Genomic DNA, 25486 nt, shown 5'->3' on the forward strand with positions numbered 1-25486 from the left:
CATTGTTTATTTTGATTTGCTTTTAAGGAAATTGACAATACATGTTATACTATAGTAGTTGTCATTTTTATTAAATTTACCAAAAGTGATACAATGACGCATGTTCAATCGAAAGGATTGTAAAAATGATTTCATGTGTTTGTTTTTACAAACAATGTAATATGTTAAGATATATATCGCCGTTAGAAAATCATAATTATAGACTTTAACTTGCAATATTATGATTTAATCGAGTATTCTTAAAACATAAGCTTACAATGAGGTGTTCAAGTGAAGAAAGGTAGTAGAATAGTTGCGTTCTTATTACTTGTAGTTCTATTGTTCGCGGGCATGGGACTTACATATAAAAAGGTAGTAAAAGATGTAAACCTTGGTCTAGATTTACAAGGTGGTTTCGAAGTATTATATCAAGTTAACCCTCTTCAAAAAGGCGATAAGGTAGACGATAAAGCAGTAAAAGCAACTGCAAAAACGCTAGAAAATCGTGTCAACGTCTTAGGGGTCTCGGAGCCGAAGATTCAAGTCGAAGATAAAAACAGAATCCGTGTTCAACTTGCCGGAGTTAAAAATCAATCACAGGCGAGAGATATTTTATCTTCACAAGCTAACTTAACGATTCGTGATGCTAATGATCACGTAATGTTAACAGGTAAAGATCTGAAACAGGGCTCTGCGAAGCAAGAATTTAAACAAAATACGAACCAACCCGCTGTTACATTTAAAGTAAAAGATAGCGATAAATTTAGAAAAGTTACAGAAAAAATTTCTAAAAAACGCGAAAATATGATGGTTGTGTGGTTAGATTACGAAAAAGGCGATTCTTATCATAAAGAGAAAAAGAAAGAAGAAAACCACAAAAAGCCTAAATACGTATCTGCCGCTTCCGTAGATAAACCAATTAATTCAGACAGCGTTGAAATTTCTGGTAACTTCAATGGTGAAGAAGGCGTTAAAAAGGCCAAACAAATAGCTGATTTATTAAATTCTGGTTCATTACCAGTAGATTTAAAAGAGATTTATTCAAACTCAGTGGGAGCACAATTTGGTCAAGATGCCTTAAATAAAACAGTGTTTGCTTCACTTATTGGTATTGCGGCAATTTACTTATTTATGATTGGGTTCTATCGATTACCGGGTCTCGTTGCAACAATAGCGTTAACTGCTTATATTTACTTAACGTTATTAGCATTTAACTTTATTTCCGGTGTGTTAACATTACCTGGTCTTGCTGCCCTTGTGCTTGGTGTAGGTATGGCTGTCGATGCTAATATCATTATGTACGAACGGATAAAAGATGAACTCAAGATTGGTCGAACGCTTAAACAAGCGTATAAGAAAGCAAATAAAAGCTCTTTCTTAACAATCGTCGATGCACAGTTAACCACTGTCATTGCTGCAGCAGTACTGTTCTTCTTCGGTGAAAGTTCAGTAAAAGGTTTCGCAACAATGTTATTATTAGGTATTTTAATGATCTTTGTTACAGCAGTATTCTTATCACGAGGTTTATTATCATTACTCGTTTCATCAAACTTCTTTAAGAAATCAAAATGGTTGTTTGGTGTTAATAAGAAGAATGTTCATGATATCAACGAAGGTAAGGATGTTCACGATTTAAAAACACCTTACGAACGCATCAATTTCATGAAATTAGCTAAACCATTACTTTCTTTAAGTGTTTTAATATTACTTGTAGGAACGATTATTTTATTCATTTTCAAATTGAATTTAGGTATCGATTTCTCAAGTGGTACACGCGTTGATTTTGACTCGAAAGATCAAGTTAGCGATAAAAAGGTAACGAAAGTATTGGAACAAAAAGATTTCAAACCTGATCAGGTTTCTATAGGTGGTAATGGCAAGCAAGGTACTGTTCAATTTAAAAAGGATTTATCAAAAGATGAAGTCTCTAAAGTTAAATCAACGATTAAAGATGAATTTGGTAAAGATCCTTCAGTCAATACGGTATCACCAGTTATTGGTCAAGAACTTGCTAAGAACGCAATGTTAGCACTTGCGTATGCTGCAATTGGTATTATCTTGTATGTCACATTCAGATTCGAATGGCGCATGGGCTTAGCCTCAATCTTGTCATTATTACACGATGCCTTTATGATTGTTGCTGTATTCAGCTTATTCCGACTTGAAGTCGACATCACATTTATCGCTGCTGTGTTAACGATTATCGGTTATTCTATCAACGACACAATCGTTACATTCGATAGAGTAAGAGAAAACTTACGAAAAGTTAAAGTGATTACTGACAAGTCACAAATTGATGATATTGTGAATAGATCAATACGTCAAACAATGACACGTTCAATCACTACAGTATTAACTGTTGTAATTGTAGTTATAGCACTACTTATTTTAGGTGCAAGCAGTATCTTTAATTTCTCATTAGCATTATTAATCGGATTAATTTCAGGTGTATTCTCATCTGTCTTCGTCGCTGTTCCTTTATGGGGCATTATGAAAAAACGTCAGTTGAAAAAATCAGATAACAACAAATTAGTTGTTCATAAGAAGAAAAAATCAAACGACGAAAAAATCCTCGTTTAATAATCAGATGAAGCCATAATTCATGATAAATCATGAATTATGGCTTTTTAATTTAAATGAAATAAATACAATAAGTAACGGCACTGGTAAACTACTTTTTATTTTAGGTTATCTTTTGTATAATGGCTTGTGGAAACGAGGGAGAGACGTATGATTAAATCTAAATTTAATTGGGATATTCAAACACCCGAAACTGAAATATCAGAAGAAGTTGCATCTAAGTTTAAGTTATCTCCAATAGTCAAGAAAATATTAGAAAGCAAAGGTTTCATTGCTGAAGATACGATTGACTCAATACTATCAGGTACACAAACATTACATGATCCATGGCAACTCAGCGATATGTCAAAAGCAGTAGAACGTATTAACTTTGCTATTGACCAAAATCAAAAGATATTAGTTTATGGAGATTATGATGCAGATGGTGTGACATCAACCACAATACTAGTAAATACGCTTAAAGAACTTGGTGCACACGTTGGCTGGTATATACCAAATCGTTTTTCAGAAGGTTATGGACCAAATGAAATGGCCTTTAAAAATGCATATGATGAAGGTATATCACTTATTATCACCGTAGATAATGGCATCCAGGGTCACGATGAAATTCAAATGATACAAGAATTAGGCGTTGACGTTATTGTCACAGACCATCATGAAATCGGTAGAACTTTACCGAATGCTCATTCAATCATACATCCAATGCATCCTGATTTTGATTATCCTTTTAAATATCTATGTGGTGCGGGCGTAGCTTATAAATTAGCACAAACTTTATTATCACAACCGCCGTCATACTTTGTAGGTTTAGTGGCTATAGGGACAATAGCTGATTTAGTTTCTTTAACTAATGAAAATAGAACACTGGTTAAACAAGGTTTAGAAGTATTAAATGATCATTGTCCACCTTCAATCAAGTCCATTTTAAAGCAAGCTGCTTATAATGATGATATTAATGAAGAAACGGTCGGTTTTGTAATTGGCCCAAGACTTAATGCAGTGGGCAGACTTGAAGATGCGGGACTTGCAGCTGAATTATTAATGTCAGACTCTGAAGACGAGGCAGAATTTCTCGCTGAACAGGTAGAATTCTTTAATCAAGAACGTAAAGATATTGTTGCAAAAATCACAGAACAAGCTTTAGAAATGGCTGAGACACAAGTTCAACAAGGCAATAAGTTCTTACTACTTGCCGAAAGAGATTGGCATGAAGGTGTGCTAGGTATCGTTGCATCAAAAATAGTCGAAACATATCATTTACCTACATTGATATTGAATATTGATGATATTCAAGACCATGCGAAAGGTTCAGCTCGAAGTATCGCTCAAGTTTCGATGTTTGAAATATTAAATAGTCATTCAGATTTAATTTCTAAATTTGGTGGTCATCATATGGCAGCTGGTATGACTATGCCTATTGAAAATGTAGAGCCGTTACAAGAAGCGTTAAATGCATGGATGGATCAACTTGCTGAAACAACATCATTAGAACCAAGTAAAAAGGTAGACGTGCAAATTAATGAATCTGAGATAACGATTGATAACATTCGTGATATTGAAAGGTTGCGACCATTCGGTACTGATTTTGCAAGCCCTTGCTTTGAATTACAAGATGTTAACGTACATCAAGCGAAAGGTATCGGCCAAGATAAAAGACATTTAAAACTCGTAATAGGTCAAAGTCAACTTCAAGCCCTCTATTGGCAAAATGGTAAACTCGTACACGAATTAGGGCAACAACAACCTATCAATGTTATCGGTACATTACAAATTAATGAGTGGAACGGTCATCAATCTCCTCAATTTATGATTCAAGATCTAGCAAGTAATAATTTACAAGTGTTGGATTACCGTAGTAAAAATAAAACAACCAATTTCGAGGAAAATGATACAGAAGTTGCATATTTTATCCATGAAAAAAGTGAAAAATTGGGTGAGCATTATTATTTCTATGGCGAATATGTGCCACGCGATTACGAAAAATATGTACTTAGAGATTTACCTGCGACAATTAAAGAATTGCAAGTTACTTTACAAATGATTAACGCTTCACAAATTTATCTCGTCTTAAATCATAAGCATTCAGTATATTTTGACGGTATGCCAAAGATTGAAACCTTTAAGCAATGTTATAAAGCGCTCATTGCTAAGCAAGAGACAGATTTATCGAAAGATGGGATGCAACTTTGCAATTATTTAAATATTAAGCCTGAGTTACTGAAGTTCATTCTGAAAGTATTTATCGATTTAGAATTTATCCAACAGCAAGAGGGTATAATTAAAATAAATCATTCTTCTGAAAAGACGGCGATTGAATCAAGTCAATTTTACCAAGCACGCCTTGAAAGAATTGAAGTAGAGAAAAGATTGTTGTATGAAGATTTCGGTAATCTGAAACAATGGATTAGAAATGAAATGAAAGAGAACTAGGAGGAAGTTTGTATGGATTTAAAGCAATATGTATCAGAAGTCAGTGATTGGCCAAAACCGGGTGTAAACTTTAAAGATATTACGACAATTATGGATAACGGTGAAGCTTATGGTTATGCTACGGATCAAATCGTTGAGTATGCTAAAAATAGAGACGTAGACCTTATAGTAGGTCCGGAAGCACGTGGCTTTATAATCGGCTGTCCAGTAGCGTATTCAATGGGAATAGGTTTTGCTCCAGTGCGTAAAGAAGGTAAGTTACCTAGGGAAGTCGAGCGTTATGAATATGATTTAGAATATGGAACAAATGTCTTAACAATGCACAAAGACGCTATTAAACCAGGTCAACGCGTATTAATTACTGACGATTTATTGGCAACTGGTGGGACAGTAGAAGCCACGATTAAAATCGTTGAAAAATTAGGCGGCATTGTGGTCGGTTTAGCTTTCATAATTGAACTTAAATATTTAAATGGTATTGATAAATTAAAAGATTATGATGTTATGCGATTAATCTCTTACGACGAATAATAGAAAGTGTAAATATTAATTAAAAACCAAGTGATGCCAAAGATGTTGGCGGTCATTTGGTTTTTCTCTATGCCAAATATTTATACACTAAGATGGAAATGTTTCCAATTTAGTTAAATTGCTGTAACGCATTATACAAAATGTTATTTCATCTATTGAACGCATTTATTTATTTAATAACATGTAGTATTATATAACTATTATCAAAAATTATAGAGTAAGAATTATAATGTCATATTAGTAACTTAAACCTAAGGATAATACGTATTCGAAATAGAAATTTGCATTTAGAACTTGTCATCAATCACACTTTCAAGTAACTACTAGGTGCATAATAATAAATACAGTATATGTATTTATTATTATGAAAATCGTACTTTTACTATCGTTATATGGGTAAAACAAGTAAACAATGATATCATGTTAAATTTCTTTCTTATCTTGAATTTTTGTAATAATATGACAGATAAATATTGAAATTGATGTTTAAAATAGAATGGGGGGTCTCAAATGAATAATGAATATCCATATAGTGCGGATGAGGTATTATATAAAGCCAAATCATATTTAACAAAAGAAGATTATGAGTTTGTGCTAAAAAGTTATCATATCGCATATGAAGCACATGAAGGACAATTTCGTAAAAATGGCCTTCCATATATCATGCACCCCATTCAGGTCGCAGGTATTTTGACTGAAATGCATTTAGACGGGCCTACCATTGTCGCTGGGTTTTTACATGATGTAATAGAGGATACACCTTATACATTTGATGATGTAAAAGGCATGTTTAATGAAGAAATTGCAGTCATCGTTGAAGGTGTGACTAAACTTAAAAAGGTGAAATACAGATCAAAAGAAGAACAACAAGCTGAAAATCACCGTAAGTTATTTATTGCTATAGCTAAAGATGTGCGTGTCATTTTAGTTAAATTAGCTGATCGTCTACATAATATGAGAACGTTAAAGGCAATGAAAAGAGAAAAACAAATTCGTATTTCTCGAGAGACTTTAGAGATATACGCACCATTAGCGCATCGTTTAGGTATTAATACGATTAAGTGGGAGTTAGAAGATACTTCTTTACGATATATAGATAGCGTGCAATATTTCAGAATTGTCAATTTAATGAGAAAGAAAAGAAGCGAACGAGAAGAATACATTCAAAATGCCATTGACCGTATTAATGTAGATATGACTAAAATGAAAATCGATGGTGAAATTAACGGTAGACCTAAGCATATTTATAGCATTTATAGAAAAATGGTGAAACAGAAGAAGCAATTTGATCAAATATTTGATTTATTAGCTATAAGAGTGATCGTTAATTCGATTAATGATTGCTATGCTGTATTAGGTTTAGTTCACACTTTATGGAAACCTATGCCAGGTAGATTTAAAGACTATATTGCAATGCCTAAACAAAATATGTATCAATCATTACACACCACCGTTGTTGGGCCTAACGGTGATCCATTAGAAATTCAAATTCGTACCTTTGAAATGCATGAAATAGCTGAACATGGGGTTGCTGCGCATTGGGCATATAAAGAAGGCAAACAAGTTACTGACGAATCTCAGAATTTTAATAAAAAACTGAATTGGTTAAAAGAATTAGCCGAAACAGATAATACCACTTCAGATGCGCAAGAATTTATGGAAACACTGAAGTTTGATTTACAAAGTGATAAAGTGTATGCTTTCACGCCTGAAAGTGATGTTATCGAATTACCTTATGGTGCCGTTCCAATAGACTTTGCATATTCGATTCATAGTGAAGTAGGAAATAAGATGATTGGCGCCAAAGTAAATGGTAAAATAGAACCAATCGATTATGTCTTGCAAACAGGTGATATCGTTGAAATTAGAACGAGTAAACATTCATATGGTCCAAGTCGTGATTGGTTAAAAATTGTTAAATCCTCAAGTGCGAAGAGTAAAATTAGAAGTTTCTTCAAAAAACAAGATCGTTCATCGAACATCGAAAAAGGTAAGTTCATGGTCGAAGCGGAAATTAAAGATCAAGGATTTAGAGTTGAAGATGTTTTAACGGATGAAAATATTCAAATCGTAAATGAGAAATATAACTTTACAAATGAAGATGATTTATTTGCAGCAGTTGGGTTCGGCGGTGTGACGTCGTTACAAATCGCAAATAAATTAACAGAAAAGCAACGTATTTTAGATAAACAGAAAGCACTTAACGAAGCACAAGAAATAAGCAAATCAATCCCTATAAAAGACGGCATTACAACTGACAGTGGAGTTTATGTTGAAGGTATTGAAAATGTCTTGATCAAATTATCAAAATGTTGTAATCCAATCCCAGGAGATGATATTGTAGGTTATATCACGAAGGGTCATGGTATAAAGGTACATAGAACTGATTGTCCAAATATTAGAAACGAACAAAACCGTTTAATTAACGTAGAATGGGTGCGTTCTAAAGACTCTTCACAACGATATCAAGTTGATTTAGAAGTTAATGCATATGATAGAAATGGACTACTTAATGAAATATTACAGGCTGTAAATTCTACAAAGAGCAACCTTGTCAAATTTGCTGGTAGATCTGATGTGGATAAAAATGCAGTTATTAATATTAGCGTTATGGTAAAAAATGTAAACGAAGTATACCAAGTTGTAGATAAAATTAAACAGCTCGGAGATGTGTATACCGTCACGAGAGTATGGAATTAGAGGTGCAACATAAATGAAAATAGTGGTTCAAAGAGTAAAAGAAGCAAAGGTTACTAATGAATCCATTGAAAATAGTATAAATCAAGGTTTTTGTTTACTCGTTGGGGTTGGCCAATCTTCAACTAAAGCTGACATAGAGACTTTAGCTAAAAAGATCGCTAATGCACGATTATTTGAAGATGAAAGTGGTAAGTTAAATCTTAATATTCAACAAATTGAAGGTCAGATTCTATCTATTTCTCAATTCACATTATATGCAGATGTTAGAAAAGGAAACCGCCCAGGTTTTGCTAAATCTATGCCACCACAAGAAGCAAAAGAAATGTATGAACAGTTCAATGATGCATTACGTGCTTACGGAATTGAAGTTAAAACAGGTGAATTCGGTACAGACATGCTTGTAGATATCGCAAACGATGGACCTGTGACTGTTATATACGAAAGTCAGGATGGCAAAATAATATGAAAAAAATCATCGCATGGTTAGAGAAACATAATCTTTTAAATTTACCTTCATTAATTATCGCAATTTCTTTTGTTTTCTTTGTAATTTTAATCATTGCATTATTAAATGTTAATGATAAAGATAGTAATAATATTTATGTTACAGAGAACGCTGAGTTAAGAACCGGACCAAGTCCTGTTTATCCTGAATTAAATAAAGTACACCAAGGGCAAAACTTCAACAAAGTAAGTGAACAAGGAAAATGGATTCAAGTAGAGTCATCTAATGGTAAAGAAAAAGGTTGGATTGCTGGGTGGCATACCAACCTCAATATCAAATCTGATGCTAACCCTAACAAAAAACCACTTAAGAAAAAAACAATCGTATTAGACCCTGGACATGGGGGCAGTGATGAAGGAGCTTCCAGTAATACAAATAAAAAAAGTAAAGAAAAGACTTACACTTTGAAAACAGCTAAAGAATTAAAAAAGCTTCTTGAGAAAAAAGGTGCAACTGTAACTATGACACGTAATTCTGATACATATGTGTCACTTGATGATCGAAATATTAAAGGTGATGCTTATATCAGTATACATAACGACGCATTAAAATCAGATAAAGCAAACGGTAGCACAGTTTATTGGTTTAAACAAAATCAACAAACATTAGCCCAAACGTTAAATGCGAGCTTACAGAAAAAAGCATTGTTGACAAATAAAGGTGCAAGACAACAAAACTATCAAGTTTTAAGACAAACTGATATACCAGCTGTATTAATAGAGATGGGCTATATCAGTAATCCAACAGATGAGAATATGATTAAGGATAGATTACACAGACAAATTGTAGAACGTGGCATAGTCGATGGGTTAGAAACTTATTTCTCTGGTTAAATATGTTGCAAATCATTTCAAAAACAGTTAACATATAACTTGAATTCTATATTAAAACCGTTATGATTCTTGAAGACTCACTATGAAACAGGTAGTACAATAATTGTGCGTAGAGACGTAATGCTAGGCTGAAACATTATGCTGAGTAATTTTGGGTTTAAACACAAGAACAGGTGCTTATACAAGCCGTTTAACGAACGTTATTCGTATGAAGTGGGTTACACTTTTTGTTATTGTAACCAATAAGGGTGGCAACACGGAGTTTCGTCCCTTGTATGACTGTATAGTCATGCAAGGGGCTTTTTTATTGTCGAAAAGGAGAGGTTGTTTATGATAAATATTCCTAGAGGGACACAAGATATTTTACCTGAAGAAACCAAAAAATGGCAGTTGATAGAAGCAAAATTACATGAATTAATGAAATTATATAATTATCAAGAAATTAGAACACCTATATTTGAGAGCACTGATTTATTTGCTAGAGGCGTGGGTGATTCAACTGATGTTGTGCAAAAAGAAATGTATACATTTAAAGATAAAGGTGACCGTAGCATTACGTTAAGACCAGAAGGTACAGCGGCTGTAGTACGTTCATATATTGAGAACAAAATGCAAGGTTTACCGAATCAACCAGTTAAACTTTATTATAATGGTCCAATGTTCCGTTATGAACGTAAACAACGCGGACGTTATAGACAATTTACTCAATTCGGTGTAGAAGCAATTGGTGCTGAGAATCCAGCAATTGATGCCGAAGTATTAGCGATGGTTATGCATATATATCAATCATTCGGTTTAAAACATTTGAAACTTGTAATTAATAGTATTGGTGATATTGATTCACGTAAAGAATACAATGAAGCGTTAGTTAAACATTTTGAACCTGTGATAGGCGAGTTTTGTTCTGATTGCCAATCTAGACTACACACGAATCCAATGAGAATACTAGATTGTAAAGTAGACCAAAATCATGAAGCCATTCAAAATGCACCAAAAATTAACGATTATTTAAACGAAGAATCAAAAACATATTTTGCAAATGTAAAACAGTATTTAGATGAGCTCGATATTCCATATGTAGAAGATTCAAACTTAGTTCGTGGATTAGATTATTACACGCACACTGCATTTGAACTAATGATTGATAATCCTGATTATGATGGTGCAATCACAACGCTTTGTGGTGGGGGACGCTATAACGGATTATTAGAGTTATTAGATGGTCCAAGTGAAACAGGCATTGGCTTTGCATTTAGTATCGAACGTTTATTGATGGCTTTAGAAGAAGAAGGCATTGATCTTGGTGTTGAAAATAATTTAGATCTCTTCATCGTTACGATGGGAGAAGAAGCTGATGATTATGCCGTACAATTGTTAAATAAATTACGCCACAACGGTGTGAAAGCTGATAAAGATTACATGGAACGCAAGATTAAAGGTCAAATGAAACAAGCTGATAGACTGAAAGCTCGCTATACAGTTGTTATTGGAGATCAAGAATTAGAAAACAATCAAATTAACGTAAAACATATGGAATCAGGTAACAGTGAAACAATTCGACTATCTGAAATAGTAAACTTTTTTAATTAATAAGGAGAAGATATAAATGAGTAAACGTACTACGTATTGTGGTTTAGTCACAGAAGAGTATTTAGATCAAGAAATCGTATTAAAAGGTTGGGTACATAACCGAAGAGATTTAGGTGGCCTAATCTTTGTTGATTTACGTGATCGTGAAGGTATTGTTCAAATCGTATTTAACCCTGATTTTTCACAAGAAGCTTTAGCGACAGCAGAAACAGTAAGATCAGAATACATCATTGAAGTTAAAGGTACGGTTAAAAAACGTGATCCTGAAACAGTAAATCCTAAAATTGCTACTGGACAAGTTGAACTTCAAGTTTCACACATTGAAATTATAAATAGATCAGAAACACCTCCATTTGCGATTAATGAGGAGAACCAAAACGTTGATGAAAATATTCGCTTAAAGTATCGCTATTTAGATTTAAGAAGACAAGAATTAGCACAAACATTTAAGATGCGTCATCAAACTACACGTTCAATTAGACAATATTTAGATTCTACAGGATTTTTCGATATTGAAACGCCAGTGTTAACAAAATCAACTCCTGAGGGTGCACGTGACTATTTAGTGCCTTCTCGTGTACACGAAGGTGAATTTTATGCACTACCACAATCACCACAGTTATTTAAACAATTATTAATGATCAGTGGTTTCGATAAATATTACCAAATCGTAAAATGTTTCCGTGATGAAGATTTACGTGCTGACCGTCAACCAGAATTTACTCAAGTCGATATTGAAATGAGCTTTGTCGATCAAGAAGATGTTATGGATATGGGAGAAGAAATGCTCCAAAAAGTAGTTAAAGATGTTAAAGGGGTAGAGGTGCCACGACCATTCCCACGTATGACATATAATGAAGCAATGGCTCGTTTCGGTTCAGATAAACCTGATACACGTTTTGGTATGGAATTGAAAGATGTATCTGATTTAGGTCGCTCTATGGATTTCAAAGTATTTAAAGATACAGTAGAAAATAACGGTGAAATTAAAGCAATTGTAGCAGAAGGTGCTGCCGATCAATATACACGTAAAGATATGGATGGCTTAACAGAATTTGTAAATATTTATGGTGCCAAGGGTCTTGCGTGGGTTAAAGTTGTAGATGATGGATTAAGTGGTCCGATTGCAAGATTTTTCGAAGAAGAAAATGTAGAACAAGTATTACAATTAACTGGTGCTAAATCAGGTGACTTAGTGATGTTCGTTGCTGATAAACCAAACGTTGTTGCTCAAAGTTTAGGCGCTTTACGTATTAAGTTAGCTAAAGAATTAGATCTTATCGACCAATCTAAATTAAATTTCTTATGGGTAACTGATTGGCCATTATTAGAATATGACGAAGATACTAAACGTTACACTGCAGCACATCATCCTTTCACTGCACCAAAAACAGAAGACATTGATAAATTAGAAACTGAACCAGAAAATGCTCAAGCTAATGCCTATGATATCGTATTAAACGGTTATGAACTCGGCGGTGGTTCAATAAGAATTCACGAAGCAGAAATTCAACAGAAGATGTTTAAAGCATTAGGTTTCACAGAAGAACAAGTACAAGAACAGTTTGGATTCCTAATGGATGCATTTAAATATGGTGCTCCACCACATGGCGGAATTGCATTAGGCTTAGACCGATTAGTAATGTTATTAACAGGCCGTACGAACTTACGTGATACAATTGCGTTCCCTAAAACTGCATCTGCGACTTGCTTATTAACTAATGCACCAGGTGAAGTGTCTGACGCACAATTAGAAGAGTTATCTTTACGTATCCGTCATTAGTCTAAATGTAAGTTCAAATCCTTGCTAAATAGGAATTATGTGGTATGATATTTAGCATAAGATAGTCATCTGTAGTGTTCGTAAGTTTGCTTTTTATTTGGGCCTAACGCACTTTGATCAGGGAGCTCAATAGGTTTTCTTGCAGCGCACACGCCTCTAAAGGAGGACTTGCAAAACAAGAAACAGGGCACCCACCTGTTATATAGCAGGCCGAATGATCAAGCATTTTATAACTACGGCACAGACGGACTCTATCGGTACGCAAGGCTTTAAGTCTTGCGTATTTTTTTGTTTAAAATGCAAAATTTAAATTAGATAGTTAGTTGATTTAATCTTACGTTGGCAATCATTGTTTCGTTCGATATAATACATATTAAAGCATAGTAGTTTAATAAGAATCATTATTATTTTAAGGAGTAACGATTTAAATGAGACATCAGTTTTCTAGAAACGAATTAGCATATGGCCAAGAAGGTCTAGACCTATTAAAAGAAAAAACAGTTGTCGTATTAGGTGTAGGTGGAGTAGGTTCATTTGCAGCAGAAGCTTTAGCACGTACTAATATAGGACATATTATTTTAATTGATAAAGATGATGTGGATATAACAAATGTCAATCGACAAATACATGCACTCACTACCACTGTAGGACAAAGTAAAGTTAATTTAATGGAAGAACGTATTAAATTAATAAATCCAGAGTGTAAGGTTACATCGTTACATATGTTTTATACTGAAGAAACGTATGAAGCATTATTTAGTGAGTATGACATCGATTATTTTATCGATGCGAGTGATACAATAATGTATAAAGTACATTTAATGAACGAATGTTTAAAGAGAGATATTAAAGTTATTTCAAGTATGGGAGCTGCTAATAAAATAGATCCTACTCGTTTCCAAATTGCAGACATTTCTCAGACACATACAGATCCTATGGCGAAGATTATACGTCAAAAACTTAAAAAGTTAGGCATTCGTCGCGGAATACCAGTTGTTTTTTCCGATGAAAGTCCAATTGTTATTAGAGAAGACGTCAAAGATAAAGTTGGAGATGCAAATGCGCCATCAAGAAAAGGGCAAATGCCACCATCTTCAAATGCTTTTGTTCCAAGCGTTGTAGGATTAATTTGTTCAAGTTATGTTATTAATGACATTTTAAAAGATATACCAGTCACACGTATCAAAGATAAGAGATAAAATAAAAACATTTTAGGATGATAAGAAGAGGCACCATAGGAATGGTTGAATTCATTTTCTAGAATTTTTTTACTAAATGATTTACAATTTGTACGGTATTTTGTCAGGGATAAGCATTTCAGTTTCCATCAGTAGAGTTTCTTGAGACATGTTATAAATTTATACATAAGACACCTCGTTAATTTGGTTTAGTGGTTTTTATTAAATTATACGAAAGTGTCTTATTTTTTTGTAGTAATAATATATAAGAACTAAGTGTTGTTTGCGAGACACCTGTATAGAAGTACTAGCTTCAAAATAGATATATTTTGAAGCTAGTACTTCTTAATGCAAGTGACAATGGTCACTTGTATACCACTGTGATTGGGTCGAGAACGAGGCTCGACCCAGCCCCCTAGGTAAGCGAGCAATAACAAGCCCATCAAAGATCAAAATCTTTGATGGGCTTAATGCTAGGTATTTATGTCCCGGCTTCTATTTTGTTTTAAATCATTACTTGTTTTTGTGTTGTGATTGATTAATATGTTCGAAAATTGATTTAAACTGTTGTTCTGTTTTTGAAGTTGTTTTAGGTTCATAATATATTTTATCTTTTAATTTATCCGGTAAATATTGTTGCGCAACGAATCCGTTATCATAATTATGTGGATATTTGTATCCTATTGCGCGACCTAAATCTTTTGCACCTGAATAATGTCCATCTCGTAAATGATTAGGTATTTGTCCGACGTTGCCTTTTCTAATATCAGACAATGCTGAATCAATTGCCTTAATGCCTGAGTTTGATTTAGGTGAAAGACATAGTTCAATTACGGCTTGGCTTAATGGGATTCTTGCTTCAGGAAAGCCTAGTCTTTCAGCTGATTCAATAGCAGCTAACGTGCGTTGACCAGCACCAGGTGAAGCAAGTCCGATATCTTCATAAGCAATTACAAGCAAACGACGTACAATTGTTGGTAGGTCTCCAGCTTCAATTAAGCGGGCAAGGTAATGCAATGCAGCGTTGACATCACTACCTCGGATTGATTTTTGAAAGGCACTCATCACATCATAATGCATATCGCCATCTTTATCACTGACGAATGCACCTTTTTGTAAGCAATCTTTTGCATCTTGCAATGTAACATGTCTGACGTCGTCTTCTGGTTGTGCACTTAATACTGCTAATTCTAAAGCATTTAATGCACTTCTGACATCTCCTTGACTTTGTGTAGCAAAATACTCAATTGCTCCTTCTTCAACTTGTGGATGATAAGATGCTAGACCATCTTCAGCATTTTCGATTGCACGCTCAATAGCAACTCTAATGTCATTTTCATCTAATGGATACAACTCAAATATTTGTGCTCTTGAACGAATTGCAGGGTTTATTGCATGGTATGGATTAGAAGTCGTGGCACCGATGAGTATGATTTTTCCATTTTCTAAATAAGGTAATAAGAAATCTTGTTTAGCTTTGTCTAATCGATGAATTTCGTCTAACAATAGGATTACTTGTCCAGACATCTTAGCTTCTTCTACAATGAGTTGCATATCTTTTTTTGTATTTGTAACAGCATTTAACTGTCTAAATTTAAATTGTGTGCTTCCTGCAATGGCTTTTGCAATACTTGTTTTACCAATGCCTGGTGGACCATGAAAAATCATTGAAGATAATCTTTTTGTTTCAACCATTCTCCTGATAATCCCTTTAGGGCCGACAAGATGTTGCTGTGAAATAATATCGTCTATGGAGTTTGGTCTCATTTTGGAAGCTAATGGTTCATTAGTCAAAATCATTCAACACCTTTCTAATATAATATTAACGTAAAAAATGATAGAATGTTATCATATAGTATTCGAATTAAGTGAGGTTATAATATGAAAATATCAACAAAAGGGAGATACGGTTTAACTTTAATGATATCTTTAGCTAAGAAACAAGGTCAAGGTTGTGTCTCATTGAAATCAATAGCTGAAGAAAATAATTTAAGTGATTTGTATCTAGAACAACTGGTTGGACCTTTAAGAAATGCAGGATTAATTCGAAGTGTCCGTGGGGCCAAAGGTGGTTACCAATTGCGTATACCAGCAGAAGAAATAACTGCTGGCGACATTATAAGATTATTAGAAGGTCCTATTACATTTGTAGAAAGTATCGAATCTGAACCCCCAGCACAGAAACAATTATGGATAAGAATGCGCGATGCAGTACGAGATGTATTAGATAATACGACTCTAAAGTATTTAGCAGAATATAAAGAAACGAACAATTTAGACGGCTATATGTTTTATATTTAATAATTTTCATTTTTAATAGTGAAGAACTTAAAATATAATATGATATGTTTATAATTTTTCTTAAACGGGAATGTCTAATACATAAGTATTAAGGAGGTTCTTTATCATGGCTGATGAAAGTAAATTTGAACAAGCAAAAGGTAACATGAAAGAAACTGTAGGTAATTTAGCTGACGATAAAGATTTAGAAAATGAAGGTAAAGAAGATAAAGGTTCTGGAAAAGCGAAAGAATTTGTAGAAAATGCAAAAGAAAAAGCTAACGAAACTATCGATAAACTTAAAGGTAATAACAAAGACCAATAAGCTTTATTAAAAGAGGTGTAAAACATGGCTGAAAATTTCTTAGATAAAGCTAAAGAAACTGCAAAAAACGTTTCAGACAAATTAAAAAATAGCGATAATGAAAAAGCACAACAAGCTTCAGAACAAATTGATAAATATACAGGCGGTAGCGAAGACAACACGAAAACGACAAAGAAAATGAATAGTTGTTAATTATTATAAAAGGCTTAATCCAAATGGATTAAGCCTTTTTATTTATAATAACAACTTACAGTTGTTCGACTACATTTTTTAGCTTTTTATAAGATTCAAGTTGTGCTGTTTGGTCATAGATATAACTAACAGCCATGAGCTCATCTATTTCACCATAATCGTGTATGAATTGATTAAGTTTTTGTTTAACTGTTTCTTCTGATCCAACGAGTGAGTGTTGAATACGCATTTGCGCCATTTCATATTCTCTAGGCGTTAGTAGTCCTTTTAAATCATCAGTAGGGGGTTGGACAGGTTGCATTTTGCCTCGCGTGATACTCGTCATCACTTGAGCTTGTGTTGTTGCTAAATAATGAGCTTGTTCATCAGTATCTGCGACGATCGCATTTAAACAAACAATCATATAAGGCTCGCTTAATACATCTGAAGGTTCAAATAATTCTTTGTATATTTCCATAGCTTCTTTCATTTGTTGTGGAGCAAAATGACCTGCAAATACATAAGGTAATCCCTTTCTCGCAGCTAAATGAGCAGAATCAGTAGACGATCCTAATATATATAAAGGTACATTTTTACCGATTGCTGGATAAGCACGTACATAAGCCTGTTGATTAGCAGGTCCGAAATATGTGGCTAATTGTTCAACTTCGTCAGGGAATTCATAAACACCGTTATGTTGATCCCTTCTCAGTGCGCTTGCCGTTATCATATCTGTGCCGGGTGCTCTACCTAAACCTAGATCTACACGATTAGGAAAGACCGTGGCCATTGTACCGAATTGTTCTGCTACAACGAGGGGGGCATGGTTAGGTAACATAATGCCTCCTGAACCTACACGAATATGATTTGTATGCTCTAAAGTATGTTGAATTAATAGTGCTGTCGCAGAACTTACCAAGTTTGGAGCGTTATGATGTTCTGCAATCCAATAACGATGATAATTTAATGATTCTAAATTTTGAGCTAATGTGACCATATCAGCAATAGCATCTTTATCTTCTTGACCTTCACGAATAGGTACTAAATTTAATGCTGAAAGATTTAAACGTTTCATCTCGTCCTTAACTCTCCTTATTTTAATAATATAAAGAGTATAACAGTCAAAAAGAAAGTTGCGTAAAATATTGCTCACTGTTATAATATACCCAAATAAAACGTTAGGTGGCTTAAATTAAGACGATGGATATAACTCATAAGAAACAATTAATTAATAACAATATATTAAATAAATTATGGGATATGTCTATGTCTTAAAAAGCCCGTGTTATATAAAATAACAGAATATAAATGAGTTCGTTTATGACATGTCATATCTTCGAAAGTGAGGAATAGGTATGTCATTTTATTTTGAAGAAAAACCTTTCGAGAAATATGGTAAAGAACTGATAAAGCACGTTAATATTAAGGTAGAACCAGGGGAACATATCGCAGTGATAGGTGAGAACGGTATAGGGAAGACGACATTACTGCGTTCCATTTTTAATAAATATGAAGAGACAGCTTATTTAATGGAACAAGATTTATCACAATTTCAGGAATTTACTGCTTTAGATTACATTATGTCTTGGTATCCTAAGTTGTTTGAATTGAAGCGTAAAATTACAACAGATTATGAATATATTTCAGATTATATTGAACATAATGGTTATGAAATTGAAGAACGTATTATACGAGTGGCTAAACAATTTGCATTATCTGAGGAAGATTTAGATAAAACATTATCTGTATTGAGTGGCGGACAACAAACTAAAGTAGCATTAGTGAGAGCAATGATTTCGCAACGCAGTTTAATATTATTAGATGAACCTACTAACCATTTAGACCATGAAATGATAGATGAAGTTGTAAAATATATTAACCGTAGTAATAGTAGTCTATTATTTGTGTCGCATCATCGAGGATTCATTGATTTAACTGCCAGTCATATTATTGAAGTCAGTCCGGATAGCACAAGAAAATTTGTAGGTAATTATAGTCAATACCAATCAATTATCGATGTGGAACGCCAAACAGAAGCAAGAGCATATGAAAAAAAGCAAAAGGAAATCAAAGCACTGGAATCGACTATTCAACGCGTTCAAGATTGGCATCATTCTGCTAAACAGTCGGCAAGTGTGCGTAATCCATTAGAACAGAAGCGTTTAAGTAAACTCGCTCAAAAAGCAAAAGTTAAAGAATCTCAACTCAACCAAAAGATTGATAAACTCAATACTCAAAAACCGAATGAAGATAATAGGCATTTTCATTTTGTTAATCAGCATAGTGTAAATAAGAAATTCTTAGTAACTATGAAAGATGTGTCAGTAACAATAAATAATCAAATTATTTTTAATGAGATGAATTTTGAAATAAAACATAATGAAAATATATTACTGACTGGTCCGAATGGTAGTGGTAAATCATTATTGATTGCGTTAATAAGTCAACAATTTGCTCCTGATGAAGGCGATGTATATGTTACTCCTTCATTAAAAATCGCGTATTTCGACCAAAAAAATGCTAATTTGGATTATCAAAGTACACCGCTATCGATGTTATTAGATATGGATGGTATGGCACGGAGCCAAGCGCAAACGATACTTGCTTCATTTGGATTTGATCAACGCAAAATCACTCAACCAATTTCAAATCTATCCATAGGCGAAAAAAGTCGATTACAATTTGTTCTCTTATATTTTTCTAATCCACATTTACTCATATTAGATGAACCGACCAACTATTTCGATATTGCTACACAAGATTTAATTTTAAAAATGTTAGACAGCTTTACAGGCCAAGTATTAATCGTTACACATGATGATTATTTAAAATCCCAGTTTGAAGCTACACATTGGTCAATTGAAAATAATAAATTAGTCAATGTATCATTAACGCCACAAGAAGAATCAAATGTCGATGATACATTAAAATTATTGGAGGATTATAACTCTATTGATGAAGATGGACATTTTCAAACAGACGACTAGAAAATTTAATTAGATGGTGCTATCATTGGAACATTGATAAAATTGTAAGGAGTGTCAAACATGGAAGTTTATGCGGATTATGCTGCAACCACGCCAGTTAAAGAGGAAGTTATAGATAAGATGACTGCAGTGTATCAACAACACTTTGGTAACCCCTCTTCAATTCATAGTGTTGGCAGAAATGCACGTAAATATTTAGATGATGCACGTCGTCAAATTGCTAAAGGATTAGGCGCGAAGACAAGTGAAGTTATCTTTACAAGTGGTGCGACAGAATCAAATAATACCGCTATTAAAGGTATTGCATACGCAAATAAACATCGAGGCAATCATCTCATTACCTCTAAGGTAGAGCATCATTCTGTACTTCATGTATTTGAGCAACTAGAAAGAGAAGGCTTTGACGTTACTTATTTAGATGTAGACAATGAAGGACTTATTAAATTAGATCAATTAGAAGCAGCGATGACTGAGGAAACAATATTAGTTTCTATTATGTTTGTTAATAACGAAGTAGGTACCGTTCAACCAATGTATGACATCGATGCTATCGTTTCTAAATCTAACGCGTTATTCCATGTAGACGCAGTTCAAGCTGTTGGCCATTTAGAGATAGACTTTCATGACTTCGATATTGATACTATGAGTATAACTGCACACAAGTTTGGAGGCCCAAAAGGAATTGGGGCGTTTATAGTTAAAGATGGGACTACAATAAACTTTCCGCAATTAGGTGGAGAACAAGAGAAGAAAAGAAGAGCAGGTACAGAAAATGTGCCTCAAATTGTTGGTTTTGCAGAAGCATTGAAACTAGCGAATGAACATCGAGATGCAAACAATGTTCATTTAATGAACTTAAAGAATTTATTTCTTGTATCATTACAAGAACGTTCAGTTCTATTCGAATACAATGGTTCAATGACTGATTCTACAGGTCATGTAGTAAATCTCTATTTCCCATTTATCGATGTTGAAACGATGTCGACGTTATTAGATTTATCGAATATTTATGTCTCTTCAGGGTCAGCATGTACGGCTGGTACTACAACTGCTTCCCATGTACTCGTTGCCATGTATGGAGATGAAGATAGAGCAAATCATTCCGTTAGATTTAGTTTTAATGAACAAATGACAGAACAAGAGATTAAATATATAACTACGGAAATTCATAAAATTTATCATAAGTTTAAGGAGGAAAATTAGTTGTCAAATAAAGATATACGTGTAGTTGTAGGTATGTCTGGTGGTGTAGATAGTTCAGTGACGGCACACTTGTTAAAAGAACAAGGCTATGATGTCATCGGAATATTTATGAAAAATTGGGACGATACCGATGAAAATGGTGTTTGTACAGCTACAGAAGATTATAATGATGTCATTGAAGTGTGTAACCAAATTGGAATTCCATACTATGCGGTGAATTTCGAACAAGAATATTGGGACAAAGTATTTACTTACTTCTTGGACGAATATAAAAAAGGACGTACACCAAATCCTGATGTGATGTGTAATAAAGAAATTAAATTTAAAGCATTTTTAGAACATGCTTTAAAATTAGGCGCAGACTATGTAGCGACAGGACACTACGCGCGTGTAAGACGACATGAAGATGGTCATGTAGAAATGCTACGCGGTGTAGACAATAACAAAGACCAAACTTATTTCTTAAATCAATTATCTCAATCACAACTAAAACATGTCATGTTCCCAATTGGTGATATCGATAAGAAAGAAGTTCGTAAAATTGCTGAAGAACAAGATTTAGCCACGGCTAAAAAGAAAGATTCTACTGGAATTTGTTTCATAGGCGAACGTAATTTCAAAGAATTCTTATCTAACTATTTACCTGCACAATCAGGTGACATGCGTACATTAGCAGGCGAAAAAGTAGGCACTCATGCAGGATTAATGTATTATACAATAGGCCAGCGTCATGGTCTTGGCATAGGTGGAGACGGCGACCCATGGTTTGTTGTAGGAAAGAATCTAAATGATAACGTGCTTTACGTTGAACAAGGCTTCCACAATGAAGCATTATATAGTGATTATCTAATTGCTTCAGATATTTCATTTGTGAACCCTGTCGATTTAGAAAATGGCTTTAATTGTACGGCTAAATTTAGATATAGACAAAAAGATACAAAAGTTTTCGTATCAAAAGAAAGCGATAATTCAGTTCGAGTTACATTTGATGAACCAGTTAGAGCAATTACACCTGGTCAAGCAGTTGTATTTTACGATGGTGATGTGTGTCTAGGTGGCGCTACTATTGATGACGTGTATAAACAATCAGGTCAATTGAGTTATGTCGTTTAATCATTAATGAATTAAGGTGAGAGATTAGAACAAGTGCACAACAAGAGTATTAAAGACTCTTTGTAATCCGCATCTGTTCTAATCTCTTTTTTTAAAATGAATGTTTCCACCTATATGAAAATGTTATAATAAGATGCAGAAAAGAGGTTTTTTAAGTGAATCAACAACAAATTTATGAATTAATAAAACAAGGTCAATTTGAAACAGCGTTAAAAGCATTATTTGAAAATATAGAAGCTGAACCAAAAGAGGTTGAAAATTACATAAATGCAGGAATATTATTGGCTGAAGCAGGAGAAATTGAAAAAGCTGAACGTTTTTTCCAGAAAGCCTTAACGTTAGATCCTGAAAACGGAGCAATTTATTACAACTTAGCTAACGTCTATTACAATGTGGATCAATTTAAAGACGCAATTAAGTTATATCAACAAGCGTTAAAATTTAACGTAGATAAAATTGATACGAATTATATGATAGGTATGTCTTTCAATCATTTGGAAGCATTCAAAGAAGCTCTACCATTCTTTATGACAGCTGCAGAAATGGACGATCGAAAAGATGTAGAAGTACAGTTTCAATACGGACTCGTACTCTGTCATTTAGAAATGTTTGACCAGGCAATTAAACAATTAGAGTACGTATTAACACTAGATGAAAAACATACAGATGCATTATATAATCTTGGTTTAGCAACTTATATGAAAACTGAAGACACCGACAAGGCGATTAAATTATTTGAACGAGCGGTTGAGATTAACCCAGAACATCATATGAGCCAACACGCAATCACAACCTTTAAAGCTATAGCAGAGGAGGAATAACATATGGATGACCCTACATTATTTACACAGTCGATGATCAAAGGGACTGTTGACGCCATACTTTTTCAAAATAAAGACAACTTTTATACCGTGTTGAAAGTCGACACGATTGAGTCAGACGAGTCATTTGATTCTATGCCGACGATTGTAGGGTTCTTTCCAGATGTTACTGAAGGAGATGTCTATACTTTCAAAGGTCAAGTTGTTACACACCCTAAATACGGTAAACAATTAAAAGCTGAAACATTTGAAAAAGAATTGCCACAAACTAAAGAAGCTATCATCAGTTACTTATCCAGTGAATTATTTAAAGGTATCGGTAAAAAAACAGCGCAAAATATTGTAAATACGATTGGCGAAAATGCAATCAACGACATTTTAAACAACCCAGAAGTATTAGAGCGCGTTCCAGGTTTATCTAAAAAGAAACAAAAGCAAATTGCCGATCAAATTGCTAGTAATCAGGAAACTGAACAAATTATCGTAAGATTACATGACCTTGGATTTGGTCCGAAATTAGCGATGTCCATTTATCAAGCTTATTTAGGTGAAACACTTAATATTGTTGAGAACAAACCCTATCAACTTGTTTATGATGTGCGTGGTATAGGTTTTAATAAAGCAGATGCACTAGCGAGAAAGTTAGGCATTCACTTTAATGATGTAGAAAGAATTAAAGCAGGGTTACTATACGTATTAGAAGAAGAATGTGTAAAACAAGGACATACCTATTTACCGAAAGCATATACACTTGAAACAACACAAGACATGTTATCTAATGAACCTTCCGAAATAATTGAAATAGAAGATTTAGCTCAGGTAGTTGATGATTTGGTGCAAAATGATCAGTTGATTCTACAACAAGATGAGTTAGCGATACCTAGTTTATATTACTCAGAATTAAAAAGTGTACAAAATCTTTATCGAAATTATATTTATACTCAAAAGTTAACCGAGATAGAACAATCGGATGTATTGATGGAAATTGGAGAGATTGAGGATTATAACAAAGTTTCGTATGCTGCATCACAAAAGGACGCATTACAAACTGCTATCAATTCAAAGGTGATGTTATTAACCGGGGGACCTGGTACTGGTAAGACTACTGTTATCAAAGGTATCGTAGAATTATATGCACAAATTCATGATTTATCACTAAATTACGATGATTATCAGAATAACGACTATCCAGTCGTTTTAGGTGCACCAACAGGTCGCGCTTCTAAACGTTTAGCCGATGCAACAGGATTAGAAGCGATGACCATTCATAGATTAATTGGTTGGAATCAAGATACACAACCCGAAGATTTATTAGAGAATGAAATAAACGCAAAATTGATTATCATTGATGAAATGTCAATGGTCGATACTTGGTTGTTCCATCAATTTATGAACGCAGTACCTTTAGATGCTCAAATCATATTGGTAGGAGATGAAGATCAATTACCATCCGTAGGTCCTGGTCAAGTGTTTAAAGATTTAATAGATTCTAAAGTGATTCCTCGAGTAAATTTGACGGAGGTATATCGACAACAAGATGGCTCAAGTATTATAGAGTTAGCCCACCGAATGAAACTCGGTCAAGACATAGATATTACACAGCGATTCCACGACCGAAGCTTTATTAATTGTTCAACAGAGCAAATACCTAACTTTGTAGAAAAGGTTGTCGCAAGTGCTGTGAAGAAAGGTTACGATATGAGTGATATCCAAGTGTTAGCACCAATGTATAAAGGTGCTGCAGGTATTAAAAAGCTCAATGTAATCTTACAAGATATTTTAAATCCAAAGGAAAAAGATTCAAGAGAAATCACTTTTGGAGAGGTTGTTTTTAGAAAAGGCGATAAAGTTCTGCAACTTGTGAATCGCCCGAGTGATAATATCTTTAATGGCGACATTGGCGTTATCGTCGGTATATTTTGGGCTCAAGAAAATGACTTAAATAAAGATGTGTTAGTCGTGGATTTCGAAGGTAATGAAATCACATTTACGAAACAAGATTTGATGGAACTCACACATGCTTATTGCACTTCAATTCACAAAGCACAAGGTTCAGAGTTTCCTATCGTTATTATGCCGATGGTTAAACAATATTTTAGAATGTTACAAAAGCCTATTCTATATACAGGGCTTACACGAGCAAAGCAATCCTTAGTGTTTTTAGGCGATCCTCAAGCTTTTGAAATAGGCTTGAAGACGCACGGTCAAACGAGAATGACTCATCTGTGTACATTTTTAAAGGCATACTTTAATAATGAAGAAATAGAACCTAAACTTTCAACAGCTAACACGGGCGATTCAGACGAAGAAGAGAATGAAGATGCATCGCTCGTATTAACTGAAGAAACGATATTTAAAATTAATCCTATGATTAATATGGGACAAATTACGCCTTATGACTTTGTTGAAGATTGACACGAGCTTGTAAAATAAATACAATAAAGATAACTTCAACATAAAGATGAGTAAATTGTGTT

General features: G+C 33.9%; 19 protein-coding genes and 1 other RNA gene. 18 read left to right on the forward strand and 2 right to left on the reverse strand.

Features of this window, described 5'->3' with window-relative positions:
- Positions 1-270: 270 nt before the first annotated feature.
- From secDF to NGI30_RS04515, 10 genes are all read left to right on the forward strand, one after another.
- On the forward strand, positions 271-2559 hold the full coding sequence (secDF, locus tag NGI30_RS04470; RefSeq protein ID WP_251520142.1) for a protein translocase subunit SecDF: 2289 nt from the start codon (positions 271-273) through the stop codon (positions 2557-2559).
- 150 nt (positions 2560-2709) lie between these two features.
- On the forward strand, positions 2710-4989 hold the full coding sequence (gene recJ / locus NGI30_RS04475) for a single-stranded-DNA-specific exonuclease RecJ (RefSeq protein WP_251942831.1): 2280 nt from the start codon (positions 2710-2712) through the stop codon (positions 4987-4989).
- Positions 4990-5001: 12 nt separating this feature from the next.
- Complete coding sequence (locus NGI30_RS04480) at positions 5002-5520, forward strand: adenine phosphoribosyltransferase (RefSeq protein WP_251942832.1); 519 nt, start codon at positions 5002-5004, stop codon at positions 5518-5520.
- Between the two features lie 510 nt (positions 5521-6030).
- Positions 6031-8220, forward strand: coding sequence for a RelA/SpoT family protein (locus NGI30_RS04485; RefSeq protein ID WP_251520195.1), 2190 nt, complete (start codon positions 6031-6033; stop codon positions 8218-8220).
- A 13-nt stretch (positions 8221-8233) separates the two neighbouring features.
- On the forward strand, positions 8234-8686 hold the full coding sequence (dtd, locus tag NGI30_RS04490; RefSeq protein WP_251520225.1) for a D-aminoacyl-tRNA deacylase: 453 nt from the start codon (positions 8234-8236) through the stop codon (positions 8684-8686).
- Positions 8683-9558, forward strand: a complete 876-nt coding sequence (locus NGI30_RS04495) for an N-acetylmuramoyl-L-alanine amidase (RefSeq protein ID WP_251520228.1) — start codon at positions 8683-8685, stop codon at positions 9556-9558. Before dtd ends, NGI30_RS04495 begins: the two co-directional genes overlap by 4 nt.
- A 330-nt stretch (positions 9559-9888) precedes the next feature.
- Positions 9889-11148, forward strand: a complete 1260-nt coding sequence (gene hisS, locus NGI30_RS04500; RefSeq protein WP_251520246.1) for a histidine--tRNA ligase — start codon at positions 9889-9891, stop codon at positions 11146-11148.
- A 16-nt stretch (positions 11149-11164) separates the two neighbouring features.
- Positions 11165-12931, forward strand: a complete 1767-nt coding sequence (gene aspS / locus NGI30_RS04505; protein ID WP_251942834.1) for an aspartate--tRNA ligase — start codon at positions 11165-11167, stop codon at positions 12929-12931.
- 63 nt (positions 12932-12994) lie between these two features.
- Positions 12995-13186: non-coding RNA, 6S RNA (ssrS, locus tag NGI30_RS04510), on the forward strand.
- Between the two features lie 173 nt (positions 13187-13359).
- Positions 13360-14130, forward strand: coding sequence for a tRNA threonylcarbamoyladenosine dehydratase (locus tag NGI30_RS04515; protein ID WP_251520253.1), 771 nt, complete (start codon positions 13360-13362; stop codon positions 14128-14130).
- Between the two features lie 492 nt (positions 14131-14622).
- Here the strand turns inward: NGI30_RS04515 and NGI30_RS04520 are convergent, their stop codons facing one another.
- Positions 14623-15903 (reverse strand): replication-associated recombination protein A, encoded by a 1281-nt coding sequence (locus NGI30_RS04520; protein WP_251520256.1) that lies wholly within the window; start codon positions 15901-15903, stop codon positions 14623-14625.
- Between the two features lie 87 nt (positions 15904-15990).
- Between NGI30_RS04520 and cymR the strand changes: the two genes are divergently transcribed.
- From cymR to NGI30_RS04535, 3 genes are all read left to right on the forward strand, one after another.
- Entirely contained in the window at positions 15991-16410 is a 420-nt protein-coding gene (gene cymR / locus NGI30_RS04525) for a cysteine metabolism transcriptional regulator CymR (RefSeq protein ID WP_251520259.1), read from the forward strand.
- A gap of 106 nt (positions 16411-16516) precedes the next feature.
- A complete protein-coding gene (locus NGI30_RS04530; protein WP_251520262.1) occupies positions 16517-16714 on the forward strand; it encodes a CsbD family protein in 198 nt (65 codons plus the stop codon).
- 24 nt (positions 16715-16738) lie between these two features.
- Entirely contained in the window at positions 16739-16906 is a 168-nt protein-coding gene (locus tag NGI30_RS04535) for a hypothetical protein (protein ID WP_251942836.1), read from the forward strand.
- Positions 16907-16961: 55 nt separating this feature from the next.
- On the opposite strand, the gene NGI30_RS04540 is transcribed toward NGI30_RS04535, so the two are convergent.
- Complete coding sequence (locus NGI30_RS04540; protein WP_251520268.1) at positions 16962-17960, reverse strand: LLM class flavin-dependent oxidoreductase; 999 nt, start codon at positions 17958-17960, stop codon at positions 16962-16964.
- A gap of 280 nt (positions 17961-18240) precedes the next feature.
- Here NGI30_RS04540 and sal point away from each other — a divergent pair, with 280 nt between their 5' ends.
- The 5 genes from sal to recD2 all read left to right on the forward strand — a co-directional run bounded on the left by sal (position 18241) and on the right by recD2 (position 25424).
- Positions 18241-19872, forward strand: a complete 1632-nt coding sequence (gene sal / locus NGI30_RS04545; protein ID WP_251942838.1) for a Sal family ABC-F type ribosomal protection protein — start codon at positions 18241-18243, stop codon at positions 19870-19872.
- Between the two features lie 60 nt (positions 19873-19932).
- Entirely contained in the window at positions 19933-21075 is a 1143-nt protein-coding gene (locus NGI30_RS04550) for a cysteine desulfurase family protein (protein ID WP_251942839.1), read from the forward strand.
- Positions 21076-22188: a tRNA 2-thiouridine(34) synthase MnmA gene (mnmA, locus tag NGI30_RS04555; protein WP_251520277.1), complete on the forward strand. Its 1113-nt coding sequence runs from the start codon at positions 21076-21078 to the stop codon at positions 22186-22188.
- Positions 22189-22343: 155 nt separating this feature from the next.
- Positions 22344-23009, forward strand: a complete 666-nt coding sequence (locus NGI30_RS04560) for a tetratricopeptide repeat protein (RefSeq protein WP_251942841.1) — start codon at positions 22344-22346, stop codon at positions 23007-23009.
- Between the two features lie 3 nt (positions 23010-23012).
- Positions 23013-25424 (forward strand): SF1B family DNA helicase RecD2, encoded by a 2412-nt coding sequence (gene recD2, locus NGI30_RS04565; RefSeq protein ID WP_251942843.1) that lies wholly within the window; start codon positions 23013-23015, stop codon positions 25422-25424.
- Positions 25425-25486 lie beyond the last annotated feature (62 nt).

The sequence above is a fragment of the Staphylococcus sp. Marseille-Q5304 genome, from assembly GCF_943737015.1.
Taxonomy (GTDB): Bacteria; Bacillota; Bacilli; order Staphylococcales; family Staphylococcaceae; genus Staphylococcus; species Staphylococcus hsinchuensis.

Excerpts from the sequence above, each read along its gene's own strand:
- recJ (WP_251942831.1), top strand. The coding sequence starts at position 2,710 with ATGATTAAATCTAAATTTAATTGGGATATTCAAACACCCGAAACTGAA.
- NGI30_RS04480 (WP_251942832.1), top strand. The coding sequence starts at position 5,002 with ATGGATTTAAAGCAATATGTATCAGAAGTCAGTGATTGGCCAAAACCG.
- NGI30_RS04485 (WP_251520195.1), top strand. The coding sequence starts at position 6,031 with ATGAATAATGAATATCCATATAGTGCGGATGAGGTATTATATAAAGCC.
- dtd (WP_251520225.1), top strand. The coding sequence starts at position 8,234 with ATGAAAATAGTGGTTCAAAGAGTAAAAGAAGCAAAGGTTACTAATGAA.
- NGI30_RS04495 (WP_251520228.1), top strand. The coding sequence starts at position 8,683 with ATGAAAAAAATCATCGCATGGTTAGAGAAACATAATCTTTTAAATTTA.
- hisS (WP_251520246.1), top strand. The coding sequence starts at position 9,889 with ATGATAAATATTCCTAGAGGGACACAAGATATTTTACCTGAAGAAACC.
- aspS (WP_251942834.1), top strand. The coding sequence starts at position 11,165 with ATGAGTAAACGTACTACGTATTGTGGTTTAGTCACAGAAGAGTATTTA.
- NGI30_RS04515 (WP_251520253.1), top strand. The coding sequence starts at position 13,360 with ATGAGACATCAGTTTTCTAGAAACGAATTAGCATATGGCCAAGAAGGT.
- cymR (WP_251520259.1), top strand. The coding sequence starts at position 15,991 with ATGAAAATATCAACAAAAGGGAGATACGGTTTAACTTTAATGATATCT.
- NGI30_RS04530 (WP_251520262.1), top strand. The coding sequence starts at position 16,517 with ATGGCTGATGAAAGTAAATTTGAACAAGCAAAAGGTAACATGAAAGAA.
- NGI30_RS04535 (WP_251942836.1), top strand. The coding sequence starts at position 16,739 with ATGGCTGAAAATTTCTTAGATAAAGCTAAAGAAACTGCAAAAAACGTT.
- NGI30_RS04540 (WP_251520268.1), bottom strand. The coding sequence starts at position 17,960 with ATGAAACGTTTAAATCTTTCAGCATTAAATTTAGTACCTATTCGTGAA.
- sal (WP_251942838.1), top strand. The coding sequence starts at position 18,241 with ATGTCATTTTATTTTGAAGAAAAACCTTTCGAGAAATATGGTAAAGAA.
- NGI30_RS04550 (WP_251942839.1), top strand. The coding sequence starts at position 19,933 with ATGGAAGTTTATGCGGATTATGCTGCAACCACGCCAGTTAAAGAGGAA.
- recD2 (WP_251942843.1), top strand. The coding sequence starts at position 23,013 with ATGGATGACCCTACATTATTTACACAGTCGATGATCAAAGGGACTGTT.